The sequence below is a fragment of the Bacillus sp. NS1 genome (genome assembly GCF_058248265.1).
In genome coordinates this window covers 580,969-598,406 of the sequence record NZ_JBZAZF010000002.1, presented here as the reverse complement: position 1 = coordinate 598,406, position 17,438 = coordinate 580,969, and the positions used below count along the sequence as shown (strand labels likewise).

The 17,438-nt window shown below is 43.4% G+C and carries 16 protein-coding genes; 4 read left to right on the top strand and 12 right to left on the bottom strand.

Translation table 11 applies throughout. The features are described from left to right. Positions 1–23: 23 nt before the first annotated feature. The 6 genes from ctaG to cyoE all read right to left on the bottom strand — a co-directional run bounded on the left by ctaG (position 24) and on the right by cyoE (position 6,031). A complete protein-coding gene (ctaG, locus tag AC4CV5_RS08620; RefSeq protein WP_222142775.1) occupies positions 24–917 on the bottom strand; it encodes a cytochrome c oxidase assembly factor CtaG in 894 nt (297 codons plus the stop codon). 26 nt (positions 918–943) lie between these two features. After that, positions 944–1,276, bottom strand: a complete 333-nt coding sequence (gene ctaF, locus AC4CV5_RS08615) for a cytochrome c oxidase subunit IVB (RefSeq protein WP_166853208.1) — start codon at positions 1,274–1,276, stop codon at positions 944–946. Between the two features lie 2 nt (positions 1,277–1,278). Beyond that, positions 1,279–1,902 carry a cytochrome c oxidase subunit III gene (gene ctaE, locus AC4CV5_RS08610; protein WP_003221354.1) on the bottom strand — a complete coding sequence of 208 codons (624 nt, stop codon included), beginning with the start codon at positions 1,900–1,902 and terminating at the stop codon, positions 1,279–1,281. Then, positions 1,902–3,770 (bottom strand): cytochrome c oxidase subunit I, encoded by a 1,869-nt coding sequence (gene ctaD, locus AC4CV5_RS08605; RefSeq protein ID WP_222142774.1) that lies wholly within the window; start codon positions 3,768–3,770, stop codon positions 1,902–1,904. Before ctaD ends, ctaE begins: the two co-directional genes overlap by 1 nt. Before the next feature lie 32 nt (positions 3,771–3,802). Continuing rightward, positions 3,803–4,873: a cytochrome c oxidase subunit II gene (gene coxB / locus AC4CV5_RS08600; protein ID WP_166853212.1), complete on the bottom strand. Its 1,071-nt coding sequence runs from the start codon at positions 4,871–4,873 to the stop codon at positions 3,803–3,805. A 240-nt stretch (positions 4,874–5,113) separates the two neighbouring features. Further along, positions 5,114–6,031: a heme o synthase gene (gene cyoE / locus AC4CV5_RS08595; protein WP_003238752.1), complete on the bottom strand. Its 918-nt coding sequence runs from the start codon at positions 6,029–6,031 to the stop codon at positions 5,114–5,116. Positions 6,032–6,385: 354 nt separating this feature from the next. Here cyoE and ctaA point away from each other — a divergent pair, with 354 nt between their 5' ends. Further along, positions 6,386–7,306, top strand: a complete 921-nt coding sequence (gene ctaA / locus AC4CV5_RS08590; RefSeq protein WP_166853214.1) for a heme A synthase CtaA — start codon at positions 6,386–6,388, stop codon at positions 7,304–7,306. Positions 7,307–7,771: 465 nt separating this feature from the next. On the opposite strand, the gene pyc is transcribed toward ctaA, so the two are convergent. From pyc to glsA, 4 genes are all read right to left on the bottom strand, one after another. Next, entirely contained in the window at positions 7,772–11,218 is a 3,447-nt protein-coding gene (gene pyc / locus AC4CV5_RS08585) for a pyruvate carboxylase (protein WP_490922480.1), read from the bottom strand. Positions 11,219–11,292: 74 nt separating this feature from the next. Further along, the gene (ftsW, locus tag AC4CV5_RS08580) at positions 11,293–12,504 is read right to left on the bottom strand and encodes a cell division protein FtsW (RefSeq protein WP_490922479.1); all 1,212 of its coding nucleotides are present in this window, start codon (positions 12,502–12,504) and stop codon (positions 11,293–11,295) included. 200 nt (positions 12,505–12,704) lie between these two features. Beyond that, positions 12,705–12,986: an Fpa/YlaN family protein gene (locus tag AC4CV5_RS08575; RefSeq protein ID WP_003221339.1), complete on the bottom strand. Its 282-nt coding sequence runs from the start codon at positions 12,984–12,986 to the stop codon at positions 12,705–12,707. Positions 12,987–13,083: 97 nt separating this feature from the next. Then, a complete protein-coding gene (glsA, locus tag AC4CV5_RS08570; protein ID WP_166853219.1) occupies positions 13,084–14,013 on the bottom strand; it encodes a glutaminase A in 930 nt (309 codons plus the stop codon). Between the two features lie 102 nt (positions 14,014–14,115). Between glsA and AC4CV5_RS08565 the strand changes: the two genes are divergently transcribed. Next, on the top strand, positions 14,116–14,601 hold the full coding sequence (locus AC4CV5_RS08565; RefSeq protein WP_490922476.1) for a peptidyl-prolyl cis-trans isomerase: 486 nt from the start codon (positions 14,116–14,118) through the stop codon (positions 14,599–14,601). A gap of 2 nt (positions 14,602–14,603) precedes the next feature. On the opposite strand, the gene AC4CV5_RS08560 is transcribed toward AC4CV5_RS08565, so the two are convergent. Continuing rightward, positions 14,604–15,932, bottom strand: a complete 1,329-nt coding sequence (locus AC4CV5_RS08560; RefSeq protein WP_326220600.1) for a PhoH family protein — start codon at positions 15,930–15,932, stop codon at positions 14,604–14,606. A gap of 154 nt (positions 15,933–16,086) precedes the next feature. Between AC4CV5_RS08560 and AC4CV5_RS08555 the strand changes: the two genes are divergently transcribed. Then, a complete protein-coding gene (locus AC4CV5_RS08555; protein WP_166853223.1) occupies positions 16,087–16,716 on the top strand; it encodes a YhcN/YlaJ family sporulation lipoprotein in 630 nt (209 codons plus the stop codon). Positions 16,717–16,801: 85 nt separating this feature from the next. Continuing rightward, entirely contained in the window at positions 16,802–17,008 is a 207-nt protein-coding gene (locus tag AC4CV5_RS08550; RefSeq protein ID WP_003221329.1) for a YlaI family protein, read from the top strand. A gap of 58 nt (positions 17,009–17,066) precedes the next feature. On the opposite strand, the gene AC4CV5_RS08545 is transcribed toward AC4CV5_RS08550, so the two are convergent. Continuing rightward, positions 17,067–17,384, bottom strand: coding sequence for a YlaH-like family protein (locus tag AC4CV5_RS08545; RefSeq protein WP_003221327.1), 318 nt, complete (start codon positions 17,382–17,384; stop codon positions 17,067–17,069). Between the last annotated feature and the right edge of the window lie 54 nt (positions 17,385–17,438).

Below are 17,438 nucleotides of genomic sequence, written 5' to 3'. Positions count from 1 at the left end.
TACAGCATTTTTCGCTGTACCTTTTATGATATCGTTTGCTGAATATACGGCGGCTCCTCCTGCCCGTCCTTTTCCCTTTCTTTCTTCACCCATTGGAAAAAGACAATCGCTAAAAAAGTGCCGTACACAATTTCCTGAATGATTTTCATCATAACTGCTCCGAGCTGCTGATCCTCTAACAAAGGCAGTGTATTTAACATCTCCGGTCCTGTTAATGGGACCTGCCCCATCATATCCGCGGGCACACATAGCTTCATCGCCTCAGCCCACGCAGACGGATCTGTATAGGTGGCATATAACGGCGCGCCACTGAACATGATCAGCGCACAAGCAGGTGTGAGCAGCATACCGTCCGCCATAATATATCCCAGCTTCATCAAGCCGCTGAGCTGCCGAAGACGCTTGACCTTATGAACAAGCGGCCACCACATCAAAAACGCAAGTACAAAGATAAGCCAAGTCGTTAATGTATGGTAAAACGGATCCGTTTTGACAGTATCAAATATAAATGGAACGTGATATAAAGAAAAAATGCCGTTAAACAAAAGCAAAGCAATTAAAGGTGTCGTAAAAAATGAAAAAACCGGTTTAATAGCAGGCCTGAAAATGATTTTCTCCCAGAGCCATGCAGGAATTCCCGCGATCAATAACGGCGGGACGACCAAATACAGGACAGCCATTTGCACCATATGCGCGCTGAACATAATATGTCCAAGTAAATCTACCGGACTCCCCTCGGCTGCATACAAAAACAGCATCGCCGATAGAAAGCACACCATTTCTTTACCCGTTATTCGATTTGGTTTTGAAGACATTCGCCTGTAAAAATAGAGATAAAGCACTGTAATGCCCAACAGGATACAAAAAAGATAAGGGCTCCACATCGCGCGAAACCCAAACACGTCTAACTGATTCATCTTTTCACCTCCGGCAGCTGTTCAAATTACCACCATATAATTGTGACAAACGCAAGCACAGTGATGAAAGCGACAAACATGCCTGAATACAAAAACATTGCCGGTGCCTCATGCCCTTTTTGGTTCATATGCATAAAATAATACAGCTGGAAAATGACTTGAATTGCTGCAAGCAAAATAATGAAAGGAATCGTAAACCAGCTGCCTACACCGTCCGTTGCCACTGTCAGGAATGCAACAATCGTAAGACCGATCATTAAACCAAATGACAGAACCTGATATTTCATCTCCTGAGCGTGCTTCTTTTTCTTAAATTCAAGGTCGCTGTTGATATGCCCTTTGTTTTTTTTACCGACCATGTTTATCCCACCATCCCCATTAAATATACAACGGTAAAGATGAAGACCCACACTACATCAATAAAGTGCCAATAAAGACTGGCAACATAAAACTTAGGCGCCGTATACAGGTTCAGCCCTCTCTTGGCATTGCGAATCATCAGCGTGCTGATCCACATAAGCCCAAATGCCACGTGGGCGCCATGTGTACCGACAAGCGTGTAAAACGCGGAACCGAGCGCAGAGCTTGTGATCGTAAAGCCAAACTCATGGGTATAATGCTTAAACTCATAGATTTCCAGCCCTAAAAAGCCAGCTCCCAACAAGATCGTAATTCCCAGCCAAAGCTGCATTTTGCCGAAAGAAAAGTTCTTCATATGGTACATCGCGTATACACTCGTTAAACTGCTCGTTAGTAGCAGCATTGTGGCGATAAACACAAGTGTTACATCGAACATTTCCGTCGTAGGCGGGTCACCTGCGTTTGAATTCCGGAGTGCAAGAAACGTTGCGAAGAGAGACGCGAACAAAACTGTCTCTCCCCCAAGAAAAAGCCAAAAGCCTAAAAATTTATTTTTCCCTTCCAGTGTTACTTTTTCGGGAGAAGCTGGAAAGGTTTCTGCGGTGAATTTTTCTTCAATTTGCATTATGCCTTCACCCCTTTATCATCGTTCGGCAGTTCCTCTTTATGAATATGATAGCCGTGGTCATCAATTACTGAGCGAAGCAGCATCGTAATAAATGTGATGCCGAGTCCGATAAAGATCACCGGCAGCCCCCAAGCGTGATCGCTTCTGTACAGCAGCCCGAACGCTGCGACAAAGAGGCCGAAGGAAATGATAAACGGTAGGATTGAGCCGTTTGGCATATGAATATCATCAACCGGTTCAGCCGGTGTCATTGATTTGTGTCCTGCCTGCTTCTCGATCCAAAACGGATCAAGCCCTCTGACAAAAGGAAGCTGTTTAAAGTTATACTCAGGCGGCGGTGAAGAAACGGTCCATTCAAGGGTACGTCCGTCCTGCCATGGATCAGCTCCGACATATTCGCCTTTTACTGACGTCCAAATGACATTGACCAGCAGAAGAATAACAGCTGCCGCCATAAAAAACGCCCCGATTGTACTGATCAGATTGCCGGTTTCAAGACCCTGGCCTGGCAAAAACGTATAAACCCGGCGCGGCATCCCCATTAAACCGACAAAATGCTGAATGAAAAACGTGAGGTGAAAGCCGATAAAAAACAATACAAATGAAATTTTCCCCATCGTCTCATGCAGAATTTTACCGAACATTTTCGGCCACCAGAAATGAACACCGGCTAAAAGGCCGAATACCACGCCGCCAATAATGACATAGTGGAAGTGTGCCACCACAAAATACGTATCATGGAACTGATAATCAGCTGCTGCTGCTGCCAGCATGACTCCCGTCACACCGCCGAGCACGAAGGACGGAATAAATGAGACGGCATACAGCATTGCTGTCGTATACTTTACATTTCCTCCCCAGATCGTCAAAAGCCAGTTAAAAATCTTAATCCCGGTCGGTATCGCGATAGCCATTGTGGCAACCGCAAAAATCGCATTTGCAATCGGGCCGAGTCCTGTCGTAAACATGTGATGCACCCAAACCATAAAGCCCAGAAAGCCAATGAGCACGATGGCAAAAACCATTGATGAGTACCCAAACAAACGCTTTCTGGCAAACACAGGGATGACCTCTGAAAAAATACCGAATGCAGGCAAAATTAAGATATAAACCTCCGGATGGCCAAAGATCCAAAATAAATGCTCCCAAATGACCGTATTCCCGCCAAGCTCCGGATTAAAGAAATTGGTGCCGAACAGCCGATCCAGCATCATCAGTGCCAATCCGACCGTAAGCGGCGGAAATGCAAACAAAATCAATGCCGAAGCCACAAATGTCGTCCATGTAAACAAAGGCAGCCTCATGTATGTCATGCCCGGAGCCCTCATGTTGATAATCGTGGCCAAAAAGTTAATCCCGGCTATCAGCGTCCCGAGCCCCGATATTTGCAGTCCGAGGACGAAAAAGTCTATGCCGTGCCCTTCAGAATGAAGCGAAAGTGAGGCGTATGACGTCCAGCCCGCGTCTGGCGCCCCTCCCAAAAACCAGCTTAGATTTAAGAAAATGCCCCCGAAAAAGAAGAGCCAAAAACCGAGCGAGTTTAAAAATGGAAACGAAACGTCGCGAGCCCCAATCTGCAAAGGCACGACCGCATTCATCAAGGCAAATAAGAGCGGCATCGCAGCCAGAAAGATCATTGTCGTCCCATGCATTGTCATTACTTCATTGTACGCTTGGGCACTGAGAAAAGCATTTTCAGGTTTTGCAAGCTGAATTCTGATAAACATCGCTTCAATTCCCCCGACAAGAAAGAAGAATCCCCCGGCGATTAAGTAAAGAATTGCGATTTTTTTATGGTCCACCGTCGTCAAATAATCCCAAAGTATAGATCCGCGCGTCCGTTTTTCTGTAAGCGCATTCAACATATGTGACCTCCCCCAATATCTCCCTTTCTTCCCTACTTGCTTTCCGTTTTTAAGCCTTTTAAGTATTCATAAAGCGCATCTGTTTCACTGTCTGAGAGCTTCGGATATGTTCCTGTCATTTTGTTACCCGGTTTTATGCTCTCAGGATCCTTCAGCCAAGCCTTCACATTTTCTTCATTGGCGTCTTTCACCCCTGCCACTTTCGCCCTTTCACCGAAGGTCGCTAAGTTAGGTGCCGTTCTTGCTGCTTCTGCACGTTTATCATTCGGCTCTACCGCATGGCAGCTCAGACAGTTCTTCTCTTTAAACAGTTCTTCGCCCTGCTTAGCCAAATCACTCTCTGTTGTAGACTTATAGTTTTTCATTTCTTTTGTCCAGCCCTGGAATTCTTTTGCAGACATCGTCTTTACCTTAAAATCCATCAGCGCGTGTGAAGGGCCGCAAAGCTCTGCACACTTCCCAAAAAACATATCTCCTGCCTCTTTGCTTCGTTTTGAATCAAATGTCAGGAAAAACTTATTTTCATTATCCGTATTCGTATCTAGTTTTCCTCCAACCGAAGGAATCCAGAAGGAATGTTTTACATCTGAAGCTTTTAAATTAAAATATACCCGCTGGTCTGTCGGCACAATCAGCTCCTGGCTTGTGATAATGCCGTAATCAGGATATTCAAACTCCCACCAATATAAATTTGCCCGGACATTGACTACAAGCGTATCCTCAGCTTTGCGGCTTTTCTTATCCATTGGTGATGTATCTGCTAGCTCAAGCGTATATAATACGACAGGGATCACAAGAATAATGAGCAGCAAAATCGGGATCACGGTCCATGTGATTTCTAAAAATTTGTTCCCCTCTACCTGTTTCGGTATCGTGTTCTCACCGACCCGTGATCTTCTGAATCTCACAATCACATAAAAGAAGATAACAGATACTACTGCAACAACAACCACCATAATCAATGTGCTGAGCACTGTCAGGTCATACTGTTTATCAGCCACCTCGCCAGCAGGCTTGAGCGTGGATAAAAAAGGTTTTCCACATCCGCTTAATAGAAGCGGCACTAAGGCTAATAATAAAATAAGACGCCAATGCTTTACCATTTCACCCAACCCCTTTTCTGGTCAATACAAAGGCGGAAAGCAGATTCGAAATCCATCGCAATCCAGCCTATCGACAATAAAGCACTTACATTTCCTCTTCTCTTAAATTATGAGTATTTTTACTCAAAATGCCATCTATGTATAAAAGTAAAGCCGCCTGATTAAACAAGAGGTCAAGGCGGCATTTACTAGTTGTCATCGTTTATTTTGAAGTAATAAAACAAGCAACGTATCTATTTTTTAGAAAAGAGTTAAGACAACCATGGCAACGAAATAGATTGTCATGTAGTTAAGCGAGTAAACGAACATCTGCGTTGCCCACTTCATGATATTCTTGGAGCGGAAACCCATCAAGCCGAGAATCAGCCAGCCAATATTTAACAGCAAGCCGAGGATGACAATCGGAAGGCCAAGGCTTCCAAGGAAAAACGGAAGCGGCATCAGGCACGCAACCCACACAATAATTTGTCTTTTTGTCACTTCAAACCCGTATACAACAGGAAGCATCGGAATATTTGCAGCTCTGTAATCCTCCGTTTTCTTAATAGCCAATGCTAAGAAATGAGGAATCTGCCAAATAAATAAAATCATGAATAATACCCATGCTACGACACCGATATTTCCTTCCACTGCCGTCCATCCAATAAGCGGCGGCACTGCACCGGAAACACTTCCTACTACTGTGTTAATCGTATAGCGGCGTTTCGTCCACATCGTGTACAGTACAACATACGTAAAGACTCCGATAAAACCGATAACAGCAGCCATTACAGTTGTCATTAGCAGCATGATCAATCCTAAAGCAACCAGCAAAATTCCAGACCATAACGCCTGATTCGGCTGAATTTTACCTGTAACCGTCGGTCTTACTTTCGTGCGCTCCATAAGATGGTCAATGTCCCGGTCATACCAGTTATTGATCGCGCAGGAGCCCGCAATAATCAGAGAAGACCCGATTAATGTAAGAAGAACGGTGTTTATATTGCCTAAAAAACTCAAACCGGAAATATGCAGTGCAAGCCACATTCCAGTAAAAGTCGTGATGAGATTAGAATTGACGATCCCTATTTTAATAAGGGACAGAAAATCTTTCCATGCCGTTGTTTCTTCAATTTGTCCGTCTATAGCTGTATCATTTAAGATTCTGGAGTTAGCCATAACGTAAACCTCCCTTACAAACCTAACGCAGGAGAATAAAAAAACCTGCAACTCTATCATACAAGATAACATCTTGTAAAAAAACATCCTATTAAATATTAAACGACAAACCGGAATTTATTTGTGAACTTTTTATGAATTTTACCAAAGATGAAGGCAATCACCAAATCGGCAGTGCGTTTACCTTATTTCTATCAGACCCGGCATGAATAATCAAGTGTACATTTTACGGAAGCCGTCATTCTATTATATTTTTGTGAACAAAAGGCTCTAAGAATTGCCACAAAACACATATTCGCTTACACTTGGAACGTATATAAAATCGCAGCAGTATGTTAAGAAGGTGAATATTGTATGAATAAAGCATTAAAAGCTCTCGGTGTTCTGACAACATTTGTCATGCTTATTGTTTTAATCGGGGGAGCTCTCGTTACAAAAACAGGTTCCGGCCAAGGGTGCGGAAGACAATGGCCTTTGTGTCACGGCCGTTTTTTCCCTGAAATGAATCCGGCTTCAATTATTGAATGGAGCCACCGATTCGCAAGCGGGATCTCTATTATCCTAGTGTTAAGCCTTGCGTTTTGGTCATGGAGAAAAATCACGCCGATTTTCCGTGAAACAACGTTTCTCGCGATCATGTCTATTATCTTTTTATTTTTACAGGCACTGCTTGGCGCATTGGCTGTCGTATTCGGTTCAAACGCGCTGATTATGGCGCTTCACTTTGGCATCTCACTGATTTCTTTTGCTTCAGTGCTCATTTTGACATTGCTCATATTTGAAGCGGATAAATCAGTTAGAAAACTGGTTAAACCGCTTCAAATCGGCAAAAAAATGCAGTTTCACATGATAGGAATTTTAATATATTCCTATATCGTTGTGTATACAGGCGCATATGTAAGACATACTGAATCAAGTCTGGCATGTCCTGATGTGCCGCTATGCAGTCCGCTGAACAATGGACTTCCGACTCAATTCCATGAATGGGTGCAAATGGGCCACAGAACAGCAGCATTGCTCTTGTTTGTATGGGTTATTGTGGCCGCTGTTCACGCTATTACTTCCTATAAAGATCAAAAGCAGATCTTTTGGGGATGGATCTCATGTCTTATTTTTATCACATTACAGGCGCTTTCCGGTATTATGATCGTTTACTCTGAACTGGCTCTGGGCTTTGCACTTGCCCACTCGTTCTTTATTGCTTGCCTGTTTGGCGTTCTGTGCTACTTCTTGTTATTAATTGCACGCTTCCGTTATGAATCAAGACAATCATAATAACTTTAGACCAAAGCTACCTGCGCTTTGGTCTTTTTTTATGTCATGTTTTTTGCAGTTTCATACGTTTCAAAGGCCACCCTTCGCTGAACTTAATGATCAATGAGCGGCTCGCTGCGCTCCGTATTTTTGGTCATCATGATTAAATTCATATGAATCCATCACAGCCTGCGAAACATAAGTATTGCTTCATGATAAAAAGGTACAGATAGAGCCTTTTGCCATGCTTCATACAAAAAACAGATAGGCCTTAAAAAAATATTTATGGCTCATATCATACTACAAAACATCTGAAAGATCGGCAGCAGATCAGCCTGTTTTTGTTTTGAATACGAAATGGTTGTTATAGTGCTGTATTGTCTTAAAGCCTTAGATCTCTTCTAGACCATACAATCACAAATTTCATTTACCTTCCTTTCGCATAAAAAACAAGAGTGTATATCAAATGATATACACTCCGGTTTATTATGCTTTTTCAATTTCGAGAAGCAGATCACCCGTTTGGATCGGCTCGCCATTTTTCACATGAACCTGCTTGATTGTTCCTGAGAAAGGCGCCTGAACCGTTGTTTCCATTTTCATCGCTTCATTGATCATCAAATGATCACCTTTATTGACTTTTGTACCTGCTTCAGTCAATACCTTAATAACCGTTCCCGGCATGGAGGCTGCAATGTGGCTTGGATTTGTCCGATCCGCTTTTAGCCTTTCCTGAACAGAAGACTTAATGCTTTCATCTTTGATGACGACCTCACGTGGCTGCCCGTTCAGTTCGAAATAAATGACGCGAGTGGCATCAGGCTGAGGCTCACCGATTGAAATCAGCTTAACGATCAGCGTTTTTCCGCGCTCAATTTCCATTTCTATTTCTTCACCTAATGTCATGCCATAGAAGAATGTCGGCGTATCTAATACCGAAATGTCTCCATAGCTTTCTGCCGTTTTCACATAATCAGAGAAGACTTTAGGATAAAGGGCATACGCCACAGCATCTTGATCTGAAATCTCCAAGTTATGCTGCTCTTTAAATTCCTGTTTGATCGCTTCAAAGGATACTGGCTCAAGCAGTTCTCCCGGTCTGACCGTAATCGGCTCCTGTCCTTTTAAGATCAGCTTTTGTAATTTTTCCGGGAATCCGCCATGAGCCTGGCCGATGTTTCCTTTGAAAAGCTCGACGACAGAATCAGGGAAATCTAATTGTTCGCCTTTTTCGTAAACGTCCTTTTCAGTCAGATTGTTTTGCACCATGTAGAGCGCCATATCTCCGACTACTTTAGAGGAAGGCGTGACCTTCACGATGTCGCCGAACATATCGTTGACGCGTCTGTACATTTCTTTGACTTCATTCCAGCGGTCGCCTAGGCCTACTCCCTTCGCCTGCTGCTGCAGGTTGCTGTATTGGCCTCCAGGCATTTCATGCTCATAAATTTCAGTATGCGGAGACTTCATTCCGCTTTCAAATTCGTTATAGTATTTACGAACTGACTCCCAATATTGGGACAGCATTTCAACGTTTTGGACATTCATTTCCGGACGGCGGGCGTTCCCTTCCATCGCATGATAAAAACCGCTCGCGCTTGGCTGAGACGTTAATCCCGCCATTGAGCTGACCGCCACGTCTATGATATCAACGCCAGCTTCAACTGCCTTCGCATACATATAAATACCGTTGCCGCTCGTATCATGCGTATGAAGGTGAACCGGAATGTCGATCGTCTCTTTCAAAGCAGAAACGAGTTCATATGCAGCCTGCGGTTTTAACAGCCCTGCCATATCTTTAATTCCAAGAATATGGGCTCCGGCAGCCTCAAGCTCCTTCGCCATCGACGTATAATAAGCAAGATCATATTTCGTGCGGTTCTTGTCAAGGATATCTCCTGTATAACAAATCGCAGCTTCAGCCACTTTGCCGGTATCCCGAACGGCATCAATGGCTAATGTCATCCCTTTTACCCAGTTTAAGCTGTCGAAAATACGGAACACATCAATACCGGATTGAGCAGATTGCTTCACAAATTCTTTAATCACATTATCCGGATAATTCGTATAGCCGACCGCGTTTGATGAGCGAAGCAGCATTTGGAATAAGGTATTCGGCACTTCTTTGCGAAGGTCCTCCAAACGCTTCCACGGATCTTCTTTCAGGAATCGGTAGGCTACATCGAAGGTCGCGCCTCCCCACATTTCCATACTGAATAGCTCAGGCCATAACACAGCCGTCGGATTCGCGATTTTTTTCAAATCATGTGATCTGAATCTCGTCGCCAATAGTGATTGGTGAGCGTCTCTGAATGTTGTATCAGTTAAAAGGACAGATTTCTGCTCCTTAACCCAATTTGCAAGCCCTTCAGCACCTTTTTCATCGAGAATTTGCTTTGTTCCTATGGCAGGCTGCTGATCTATGTCTACTTTTACGTTTAACGGTTTGTCAAACGCCGGTTTTTCTTTTTTTCCGATCCCTGGGAAACCGTTCACTGTCACATTGCCGATGTATGTGAGCATTTTTGTTCCGCGGTCTTTCTGTTTAGGAAAAATAAATAATTCAGGTGTTGTATCAATAAAAGACGTATCATATTGCCCTGTCAGGAACTTCTCATGCTTTGCAACGTTCTCAAGGAACGGAATGTTTGTTTTAATGCCTCTGATTCTAAACTCCTGAAGGTTTCGGACCATTTTGGCCGCCGCCTGTTCAAACGTTAAAGCCCAAGTTGAAAGCTTAACGAGAAGTGAATCATAATATGGCGTAATCACGGCGCCTTGAAAGCTGTTTCCGGTATCAAGACGAACTCCAAAACCGCCGCCTGAGCGATATGCCATGATTTTTCCTGTATCAGGCATGAAATCATTTTGCGGATCCTCAGTCGTAACCCGTGACTGAATAGCATAGCCGATTGTAGAGATGTCCTTTTGCTCAGGAATATTTACTTTTTTGCTGTGAAGGCTGTGCCCCTGAGCAACAAGGATCTGTGTTTGAACGATATCGACACCTGTAATCATTTCTGTAATCGTGTGTTCAACTTGTACGCGAGGGTTTACTTCAATAAAGTAGAATTCGTTGTTTGCAACAAGGAATTCTACCGTACCCGCGTTTATATAGTTTACATTTTTTGCAAGCGCAACTGCCGCTTCACAAATTTGGTCTCTTAATTCAGGTGACAGCGAGACACTCGGCGCCACTTCGATGACTTTTTGGTGGCGCCTTTGAACAGAACAGTCCCTCTCAAAAAGGTGGACGACATTGCCCTGCTTGTCCCCAATCACCTGAACCTCAATATGTTTCGGATTTTCAATCAATTTTTCTACATAAACTTCATCATTGCCAAAGGCTGCTTTCGCCTCTGATTTTGCACGCTCATATGCTTCTTTGACTTCGTTTTCAGATCTGACAATCCGCATACCGCGGCCGCCGCCGCCCAGTGAAGCTTTAATGATAATCGGATAACCGTTAGTCTGTCCAAATTGTTCGACTGCTTCAAGCGTTTCTGCAGGTCCGTCGCTTCCTGGAATCACAGGGATTCCAGCTTTTTCTGCCTGCTCACGCGCTTTTACTTTGTCACCAAACATATCTAGATGTTCGGACTTCGGGCCAATGAACACGATACCTTCTTCTTCACATCTTTTCGCGAAATGGATATTTTCAGATAAGAAACCATATCCCGGATGAATCGCATCGACTTTGTTTCTTTTCGCAATATCAATGATACCCTCAATATCCAGGTAAGCATCAATCGGTTTTTTCCCTTCACCGACCAGATATGCTTCATCCGCTTTGTACCGATGGTAGGAACCGGAATCTTCTTTTGAATAGACCGCAACTGTACGAATATTCAACTCGGTGCACGCCCGGAATATTCGGATTGCAATTTCTCCCCTGTTTGCTACTAATACTTTCTGTATCGATTGCTGTGACAAACTTTTCTCCCCCTTACCCGAATGGAATATAATCTATCATAGCGGAATATCCTTCCCCTGTACACACTTGTTTTTTACTGATAAACAGTTTTTTTGAGCTGTTTCTTTTTCATACCCTTCGGCGCCAAGGGCTCTCTCTTTTTCTTATTCTCTGAATATTTCACAAACATGCTGATATTTGCTAATATCCCCATACTCGCCAAGAGCAGCACTAAAGAAGAGCCCCCGTAACTGATAAATGGCAGCGTAACCCCTGTAATCGGAATTAATCCGCTGACACCGCCAAGATTAATAAACGATTGTATGGCAATCATGCTCGAAATGCCGATTGCTAGTAGACTTCCAAACGGGTCCTCGCATTTTCTGGCTATATAAAACCCTTTTATTACGACAAAGCCCAGTAGGAAAATCACAAACAATACCCCAAATATACCAAGTTCTTCGGCTATAACAGCCATAATAAAGTCAGTGTGTGATTCAGGCAGATATCCGTATTTTTGGATACTTTCACCTAGCCCTAGGCCGAAAATACCACCTGAGCCGATCGCATAATAAGAATTGATCACTTGCAAACCTGATGAATTTGCATACTTAAATGGGTCTTCAAGACTCTCAAAACGCGCTAAACGGCCTTCAGTTAAAATCTTGTCCTGATTTAAATAGATAATCGGGCTGACTAAAATGAAAACAATTCCGCCCAGCAAAACAAGCCTCGCCAGCGTCTTTCCGCTGAAGCCTGAGCACAAGATCATGCACGTCGCAATTAGGCCGATAATCATGGCTGTACCGAAATCTGGCTGCATCGCAATTAACCCGCAAATCACAAGCGTCATGACTACCGGAGGTGCTACTCCAGTTAACAGATGGTCGATATAGCTTTGTTTCTTGGCATATACAGCTGCAAGATATAAAATCACTACCAGTTTAACAAATTCCCCCGGCTGGATACTCATTCCGCCGATTTTAAACCAGCTTTGCGCGTTTCCGGCTACATGCCCGAATATAAACAGCGAGATAAGCGCAAGAACAGAAACTAGCAGTATCGCCTTCTGAAACTTTTGGTGGGCCAGTGCTTTATAAGGAAACAAAGCCATGAGAATAAAAAGAGCGCCACCTGCAATTAAAGCAAACAGCTGCCGCATGAAGAAAAAATTACTGCTTACTCCGTATCGAGAGACAGCGGTAATCATGCTTGAGCTGTATACCATCACTAAACCGAATCCGCATAGTAAAACAATTGCGAATATCAGTGAGTAATCATAAGATTTTAGCATTTTTTTTAACATAACATCCTCTTCCCTGCTTCTAACTTCCATTACCTATGGTTTTTATGTATTTATCTTTTTTATTTTACTACAATTTATCAAATGAGACGAAGAATCTCTATACGATTCGGAAGGAATGTGTAAAAAAAGACCGTCTTTAATATGAGAAAATTAGCGGTTATAAAAAAACCCAAACTGTTAATAAGTTTGAGTTTTATCATTTATTTACCTGTAAACGCGTCATGCAAAGCAGACAATTCGCGCTCCAATGTGTATAAAAGGTCTTTACCGTCTTTTTCATCAACCAATCCCAGGCGGACAGCGAAATCGATTTCCCTCGAAAGCCCGAACATTTGAGTATCTAAAACCTCTTCATATAGAGGACATTGAGGCATCGTTAAGTTATCCATTTGTACTCGGATCAGCTTCAAAATCTTCTCAGCGTCTACTTTTAAAAGTTCAAAAGCTTTTTGCCGATGGTCAACTATCATCTCTGAAGCCAAAAGTATCCCTCCGTTCCCCAGGCGAGTACCTAATTCTTCTATTTATCATAAAGGGTATCAGCAGAAAATGCAAGAGGATTTAAGCAGATGACATAAATTAAAAAATACTCAGCCTGTACATCTCAGACATTATTTCCAAAAGCTTTACACCTGCAATGCTGTTCCCTTTTTCGTCCAATGCCGGGCCAAAAATGCCGATTCCGAAATCATAGGGTGAAATGCCCATAATCCCTCCGGATACGCCGCTTTTTGCAGGAATTCCGACCTTAATTGCAAATTCCCCGCTTGCATTGTACATTCCGCACGTCACCATAAATGTTTTGCAAATTCTCGCGACATCTTTTGAGATGACTTGCTCCCCAGTCTCAGGGTGCCTGCCATTCAGCGCAAATACAGATCCGATTTTCGCCAAGTCCAGACTGTTCATCTCAATCGCGCATTGCTTCGTGTATAAATCCATTACCGCTTCTACATCATCCTCAAAAATGCCGTACTGCTTCATATAATAACACATTGCCCGATTAATCATTGATGTGCTGTATTCGGATTCAGCCACTTCCCGGCAGTAAGACATCTCTTGGTTGTTTGTCAGCCTTCTGATAAAAGAAAGTAAATAATCAAGTCTCTCTTTCACCGTTTTCCCTCTAATCAAGCTTGTCACTACCAAAGCCCCTGCATTGATCATTGGGTTTAACGGCTTGCTAGGATTCACTGTTTCCAGCTTGATTATTGAATTAAACGGATCACCGGTCGGCTCCTGTCCGACATAGCTGAAGACCTTATCTTTGCCGTAATCCATTAACACCAAAGCAAGCGACAGGACTTTCGATATACTTTGGAGCGTAAATGTTTTTTCTACGTCACCTGCTGACAGACAAATATTATTGGAATAATAAATTGCCACTGACAGATCGTGTTTATCGGCTTTTGCCAATGCGGGAATATAGCTGGCTACCTCCCCCTTGTCCGTCACCTTTTTCGCTTCTCTCACTAAGGTTTCAAGCTCGTCATTATGCCGGCATACCATACAACCACCCTCGCTCCCTGAGCATTTCAATACACATAATTTGTACACAAAGTGACAATTCATGCGAAAACTTTTATAATTTTGAGAGAAGGGGGTTATATCATGAGCGTTATACAAGTAAAAGGCAATGTTACATATCCGATCACCATTGATCCAAGCGTATGGATTTTTGATGATCGCAAATTTTCGTTTGACCGCAAAGGGGACAGTCAAGACACACATTTACAGTCAGCCGGGGATGAATCCGATCTTGATCCTGAACGTGTCATCAGAGAGGGCCAAATTGCGCCGCCGACATTAAAGACAGAAAAACAATACGAGAAGCAAAAACTGATGAACGGCAGTTTTGCAATGAAACTTGGGAATGTGCTGAAAAATGCCGAGCCGCTCAGCTCTGCGACACAATGCGTATTTGTCACAAGTTCGGGAAAGGCCGCCGTTCCTCTTGAAACCGCTCTGAACGGTATTGTCCATTTCAGTGAGGCAGGCAAGCCGATTCAAGAAGGCGGCCCCGTTCATATTTACTTTGAAGATCCAGTTGATTACGAACAGCCGATCACCGATATAAAAGAAATCGAAATCATTTAGTTTTACAGCAAGTCAGCGGCAAGCTGGGCGAGACCTGATCTCTCACCTTTTAACAGCTTCACGCTGCCTGAGATGGGTTGTCCTTTAAACCGCTCAACCACATAGGCCAAACCATTGTTCAGACTGTCTAAATATGGGTGATCAATTTGTTCAGGATCGCCCATTAAGACAATTTTACTCCCCTCACCGACTCTCGTCAGCAGTGTTTTCACCTCATGCCTGGTCAAATTTTGCGCTTCATCAATAATAATAAATTGATCTGGAATGCTTCTCCCCCTGATATAAGTCAGCGCCTCTACCTGAATTGAGCCAATACCCGCCAGAATGGCCTCAAGCTCCCCCGGTTTTTTCGCATTAAACAGAAACTCCAAGTTGTCAAAAATCGGCTGCATCCAAGGCTTTAGCTTTTCCTCTTTTTCGCCCGGCAAGTACCCGATGTCTTTGCCAACAGGAACAATCGGTCTCGCCACGACCAGTTTTTTGTATATTCCTAAGTCTTCTGTCTGTAAAAGTCCCGCCGCCAATGCTAAAAGCGTCTTGCCGGTTCCCGCTTTTCCGATCAGGGTAACAAGCGGAATATCTTCACGCAGCAAAAGCTCTAATGCCATTGTCTGCTGTACATTTTTCGGTCTGATTCCCCATATATGTTCATCATCAAATACGAGTCTTTTTAATACCGTTCCGGTTTTATCTGCAATTCCGACTGCCGAGGAGGATCCTCCCAGCTCATCCTTCATTAATGCGAATTGATTGGGATAAAACGCATGCTGTTTTATATCATTTACTGAAATTTGTTTTTTCCCATAAAAAGAGCTGAACAGCTGCTGGCTGATATATAAATCCTTATAGCCGCTGTACATTTCATCATTGTCCACAACCCGGTCATTTAAGAAATCTTCGGCAAGCAGTCCGATTGCGTCCGCTTTAACTCTGACAAGCACGTCCTTGCTGACGAGGATAACCGGCCTGCCATTTTCCTTTGTTTCTTCCTCGAGGCTTAAGTTTTTTGCAACGGCTAATATGCGATTATCGTTCGTCTTCTCAATAAAGATCTCTTGCAGCTGGTGAAACGAACGGTGATTCAGTTCAATTCTCAGTGTGCCGCCAGTGTGGAGCGGTACATGCTCATGCAGCCTGCCCTTTTGCCTTAGCGCATCGATCAGCTTAGATACGTGCCTTGCATTCCTCCCAACTTCGTCCATATACCGTTTTTTTGAGTCAACCTCTTCTAATACGACAGCAGGGATGACAACCTCATTTTCTTCAAAAGAAAATATCGCGTTAGGATCCTGTAATAACACATTCGTATCTAACACATAAATTTTACTCAAGTCTCAGCCTCCTGATATAAGGGTCAAAGTTCTTCCTGCTTCTCTTACGATGAAAAAGGTGAATGCCTGCTAAAATATATGTTTTTGTGCATAAAGATAGAAGGTTAATTCAACAATAAAATTAATGACTGCATTTCAAGGAGGGAACCCGCAAGTGCGAATTCTTTTCATTCTTATACAGCTGACGCTTATCCTGTCCGCATGTGCCTACCAACAAGGAAAACAGGATCAGAATGTTGAAAAAGAATCAACAAGACAGCAGGAAAGCAAACCGATTCACGTAAAGGACACAACTCAGGAAACAAAAGACAATGGAACAAGAACGGATATTGCCAAGCATCTAGTCAGCGTTGCTGAAAAAATTCCTGAGGTCAAGGATGCAACAGCCGTTGTGCTTGGAGGTTATGCCGTTGTTGGGATTGACGTCGATGATACTTTGGACAGAAGCAAAGTGGAAACGATTAAATATTCGGTGGCACAGGCTCTAAAAAATGACCGATATGGTGCCAACGCAGTTGTCATTGCTGACCCAGATACGGTCAGCCGCCTGAATGAAATGGGCAGAGAAATCAGTGAAGGCCGTCCGGTAACAGGCATACTAGATGAATTAGCTGCGATTGTCGGCCGGGTGCTTCCAGAAGTGCCTAACGATGTGATTGACAATGAAGACGAGCCGCAAACAAAGCAGCAAAATGACCAACTAAACAGAAAGCAGCAGCAGGAAATGGAACAGGAGCAAAACGATCAATCTGACAATCATATGAAAAAGAATACCAAAGAATAAGCTATAGCCTCGTGCTTTAGCTTTTTCTTATTTTGGACAGCTTCTGATCCGTGCTATAATACATGTTAGTGAAAGAGGTGATAAGATGAGGGTCCAATGTTCTATTTGCGATAAAATTGAAACAATTGATGATGATACCCTGATCGCGAAACGGCTTCGAAACCGCCCAATCCATACATATATGTGCCAGGAATGCCACGACCGGATTGCCCAAAAAACAGAAGAACGGCTGAAAACGGGAAAATTCACTTTTCACCCTGGGCAGCAGAAGAAAGAAAAAGTCAAAAAATAAAGCGGCCGCTTTACCATACACAACACAAAAAAAGACTCAGCTTCTCAGCTGAGTCTTTTTATGATTTTGCAGACTGTCCCTTTTTCGACTGATACAGCCGAATTTTGTAAATAATTAAAATCAGCGCAGCCACGATCAATCCCTCTGCAACGGGCAAAAACACTCCTAAAAAGGTCAAAACAGTGCAGCCCAAAGCCAGAAATACATACACCACTGCTGATTTTAATACCGGGAGCCTTTTTGCAAATCCAAGCTTAAATACAATAACGGCCAACACAAAAATGGTGCCGTACAGCAGCCACATGCCTGCCGCAGGCTGCCGGTCTACTTGATACAGAGCGGCGAAGAACGACAGGCGTTCGCTTACGTCATTCAAAAAGATTCCCTCCCCTGCAAAGTGCGGGTTCTATCTTTTCAAATTCTGCAAGAG

What these genes read in the sequence shown, in the direction of transcription:
- ctaG (WP_222142775.1), bottom strand. Translation starts at nt 917, where the DNA reads ATGAATCAGTTAGACGTGTTTGGGTTTCGCGCGATGTGGAGCCCTTAT.
- ctaF (WP_166853208.1), bottom strand. Translation starts at nt 1,276, where the DNA reads ATGGTCGGTAAAAAAAACAAAGGGCATATCAACAGCGACCTTGAATTT.
- ctaE (WP_003221354.1), bottom strand. Translation starts at nt 1,902, where the DNA reads ATGCAAATTGAAGAAAAATTCACCGCAGAAACCTTTCCAGCTTCTCCC.
- ctaD (WP_222142774.1), bottom strand. Translation starts at nt 3,770, where the DNA reads ATGTTGAATGCGCTTACAGAAAAACGGACGCGCGGATCTATACTTTGG.
- coxB (WP_166853212.1), bottom strand. Translation starts at nt 4,873, where the DNA reads ATGGTAAAGCATTGGCGTCTTATTTTATTATTAGCCTTAGTGCCGCTT.
- cyoE (WP_003238752.1), bottom strand. Translation starts at nt 6,031, where the DNA reads ATGGCTAACTCCAGAATCTTAAATGATACAGCTATAGACGGACAAATT.
- ctaA (WP_166853214.1), top strand. Translation starts at nt 6,386, where the DNA reads ATGAATAAAGCATTAAAAGCTCTCGGTGTTCTGACAACATTTGTCATG.
- ftsW (WP_490922479.1), bottom strand. Translation starts at nt 12,504, where the DNA reads ATGTTAAAAAAAATGCTAAAATCTTATGATTACTCACTGATATTCGCA.
- glsA (WP_166853219.1), bottom strand. Translation starts at nt 14,013, where the DNA reads ATGGTATGCCGGCATAATGACGAGCTTGAAACCTTAGTGAGAGAAGCG.
- AC4CV5_RS08565 (WP_490922476.1), top strand. Translation starts at nt 14,116, where the DNA reads ATGAGCGTTATACAAGTAAAAGGCAATGTTACATATCCGATCACCATT.
- AC4CV5_RS08550 (WP_003221329.1), top strand. Translation starts at nt 16,802, where the DNA reads ATGAGGGTCCAATGTTCTATTTGCGATAAAATTGAAACAATTGATGAT.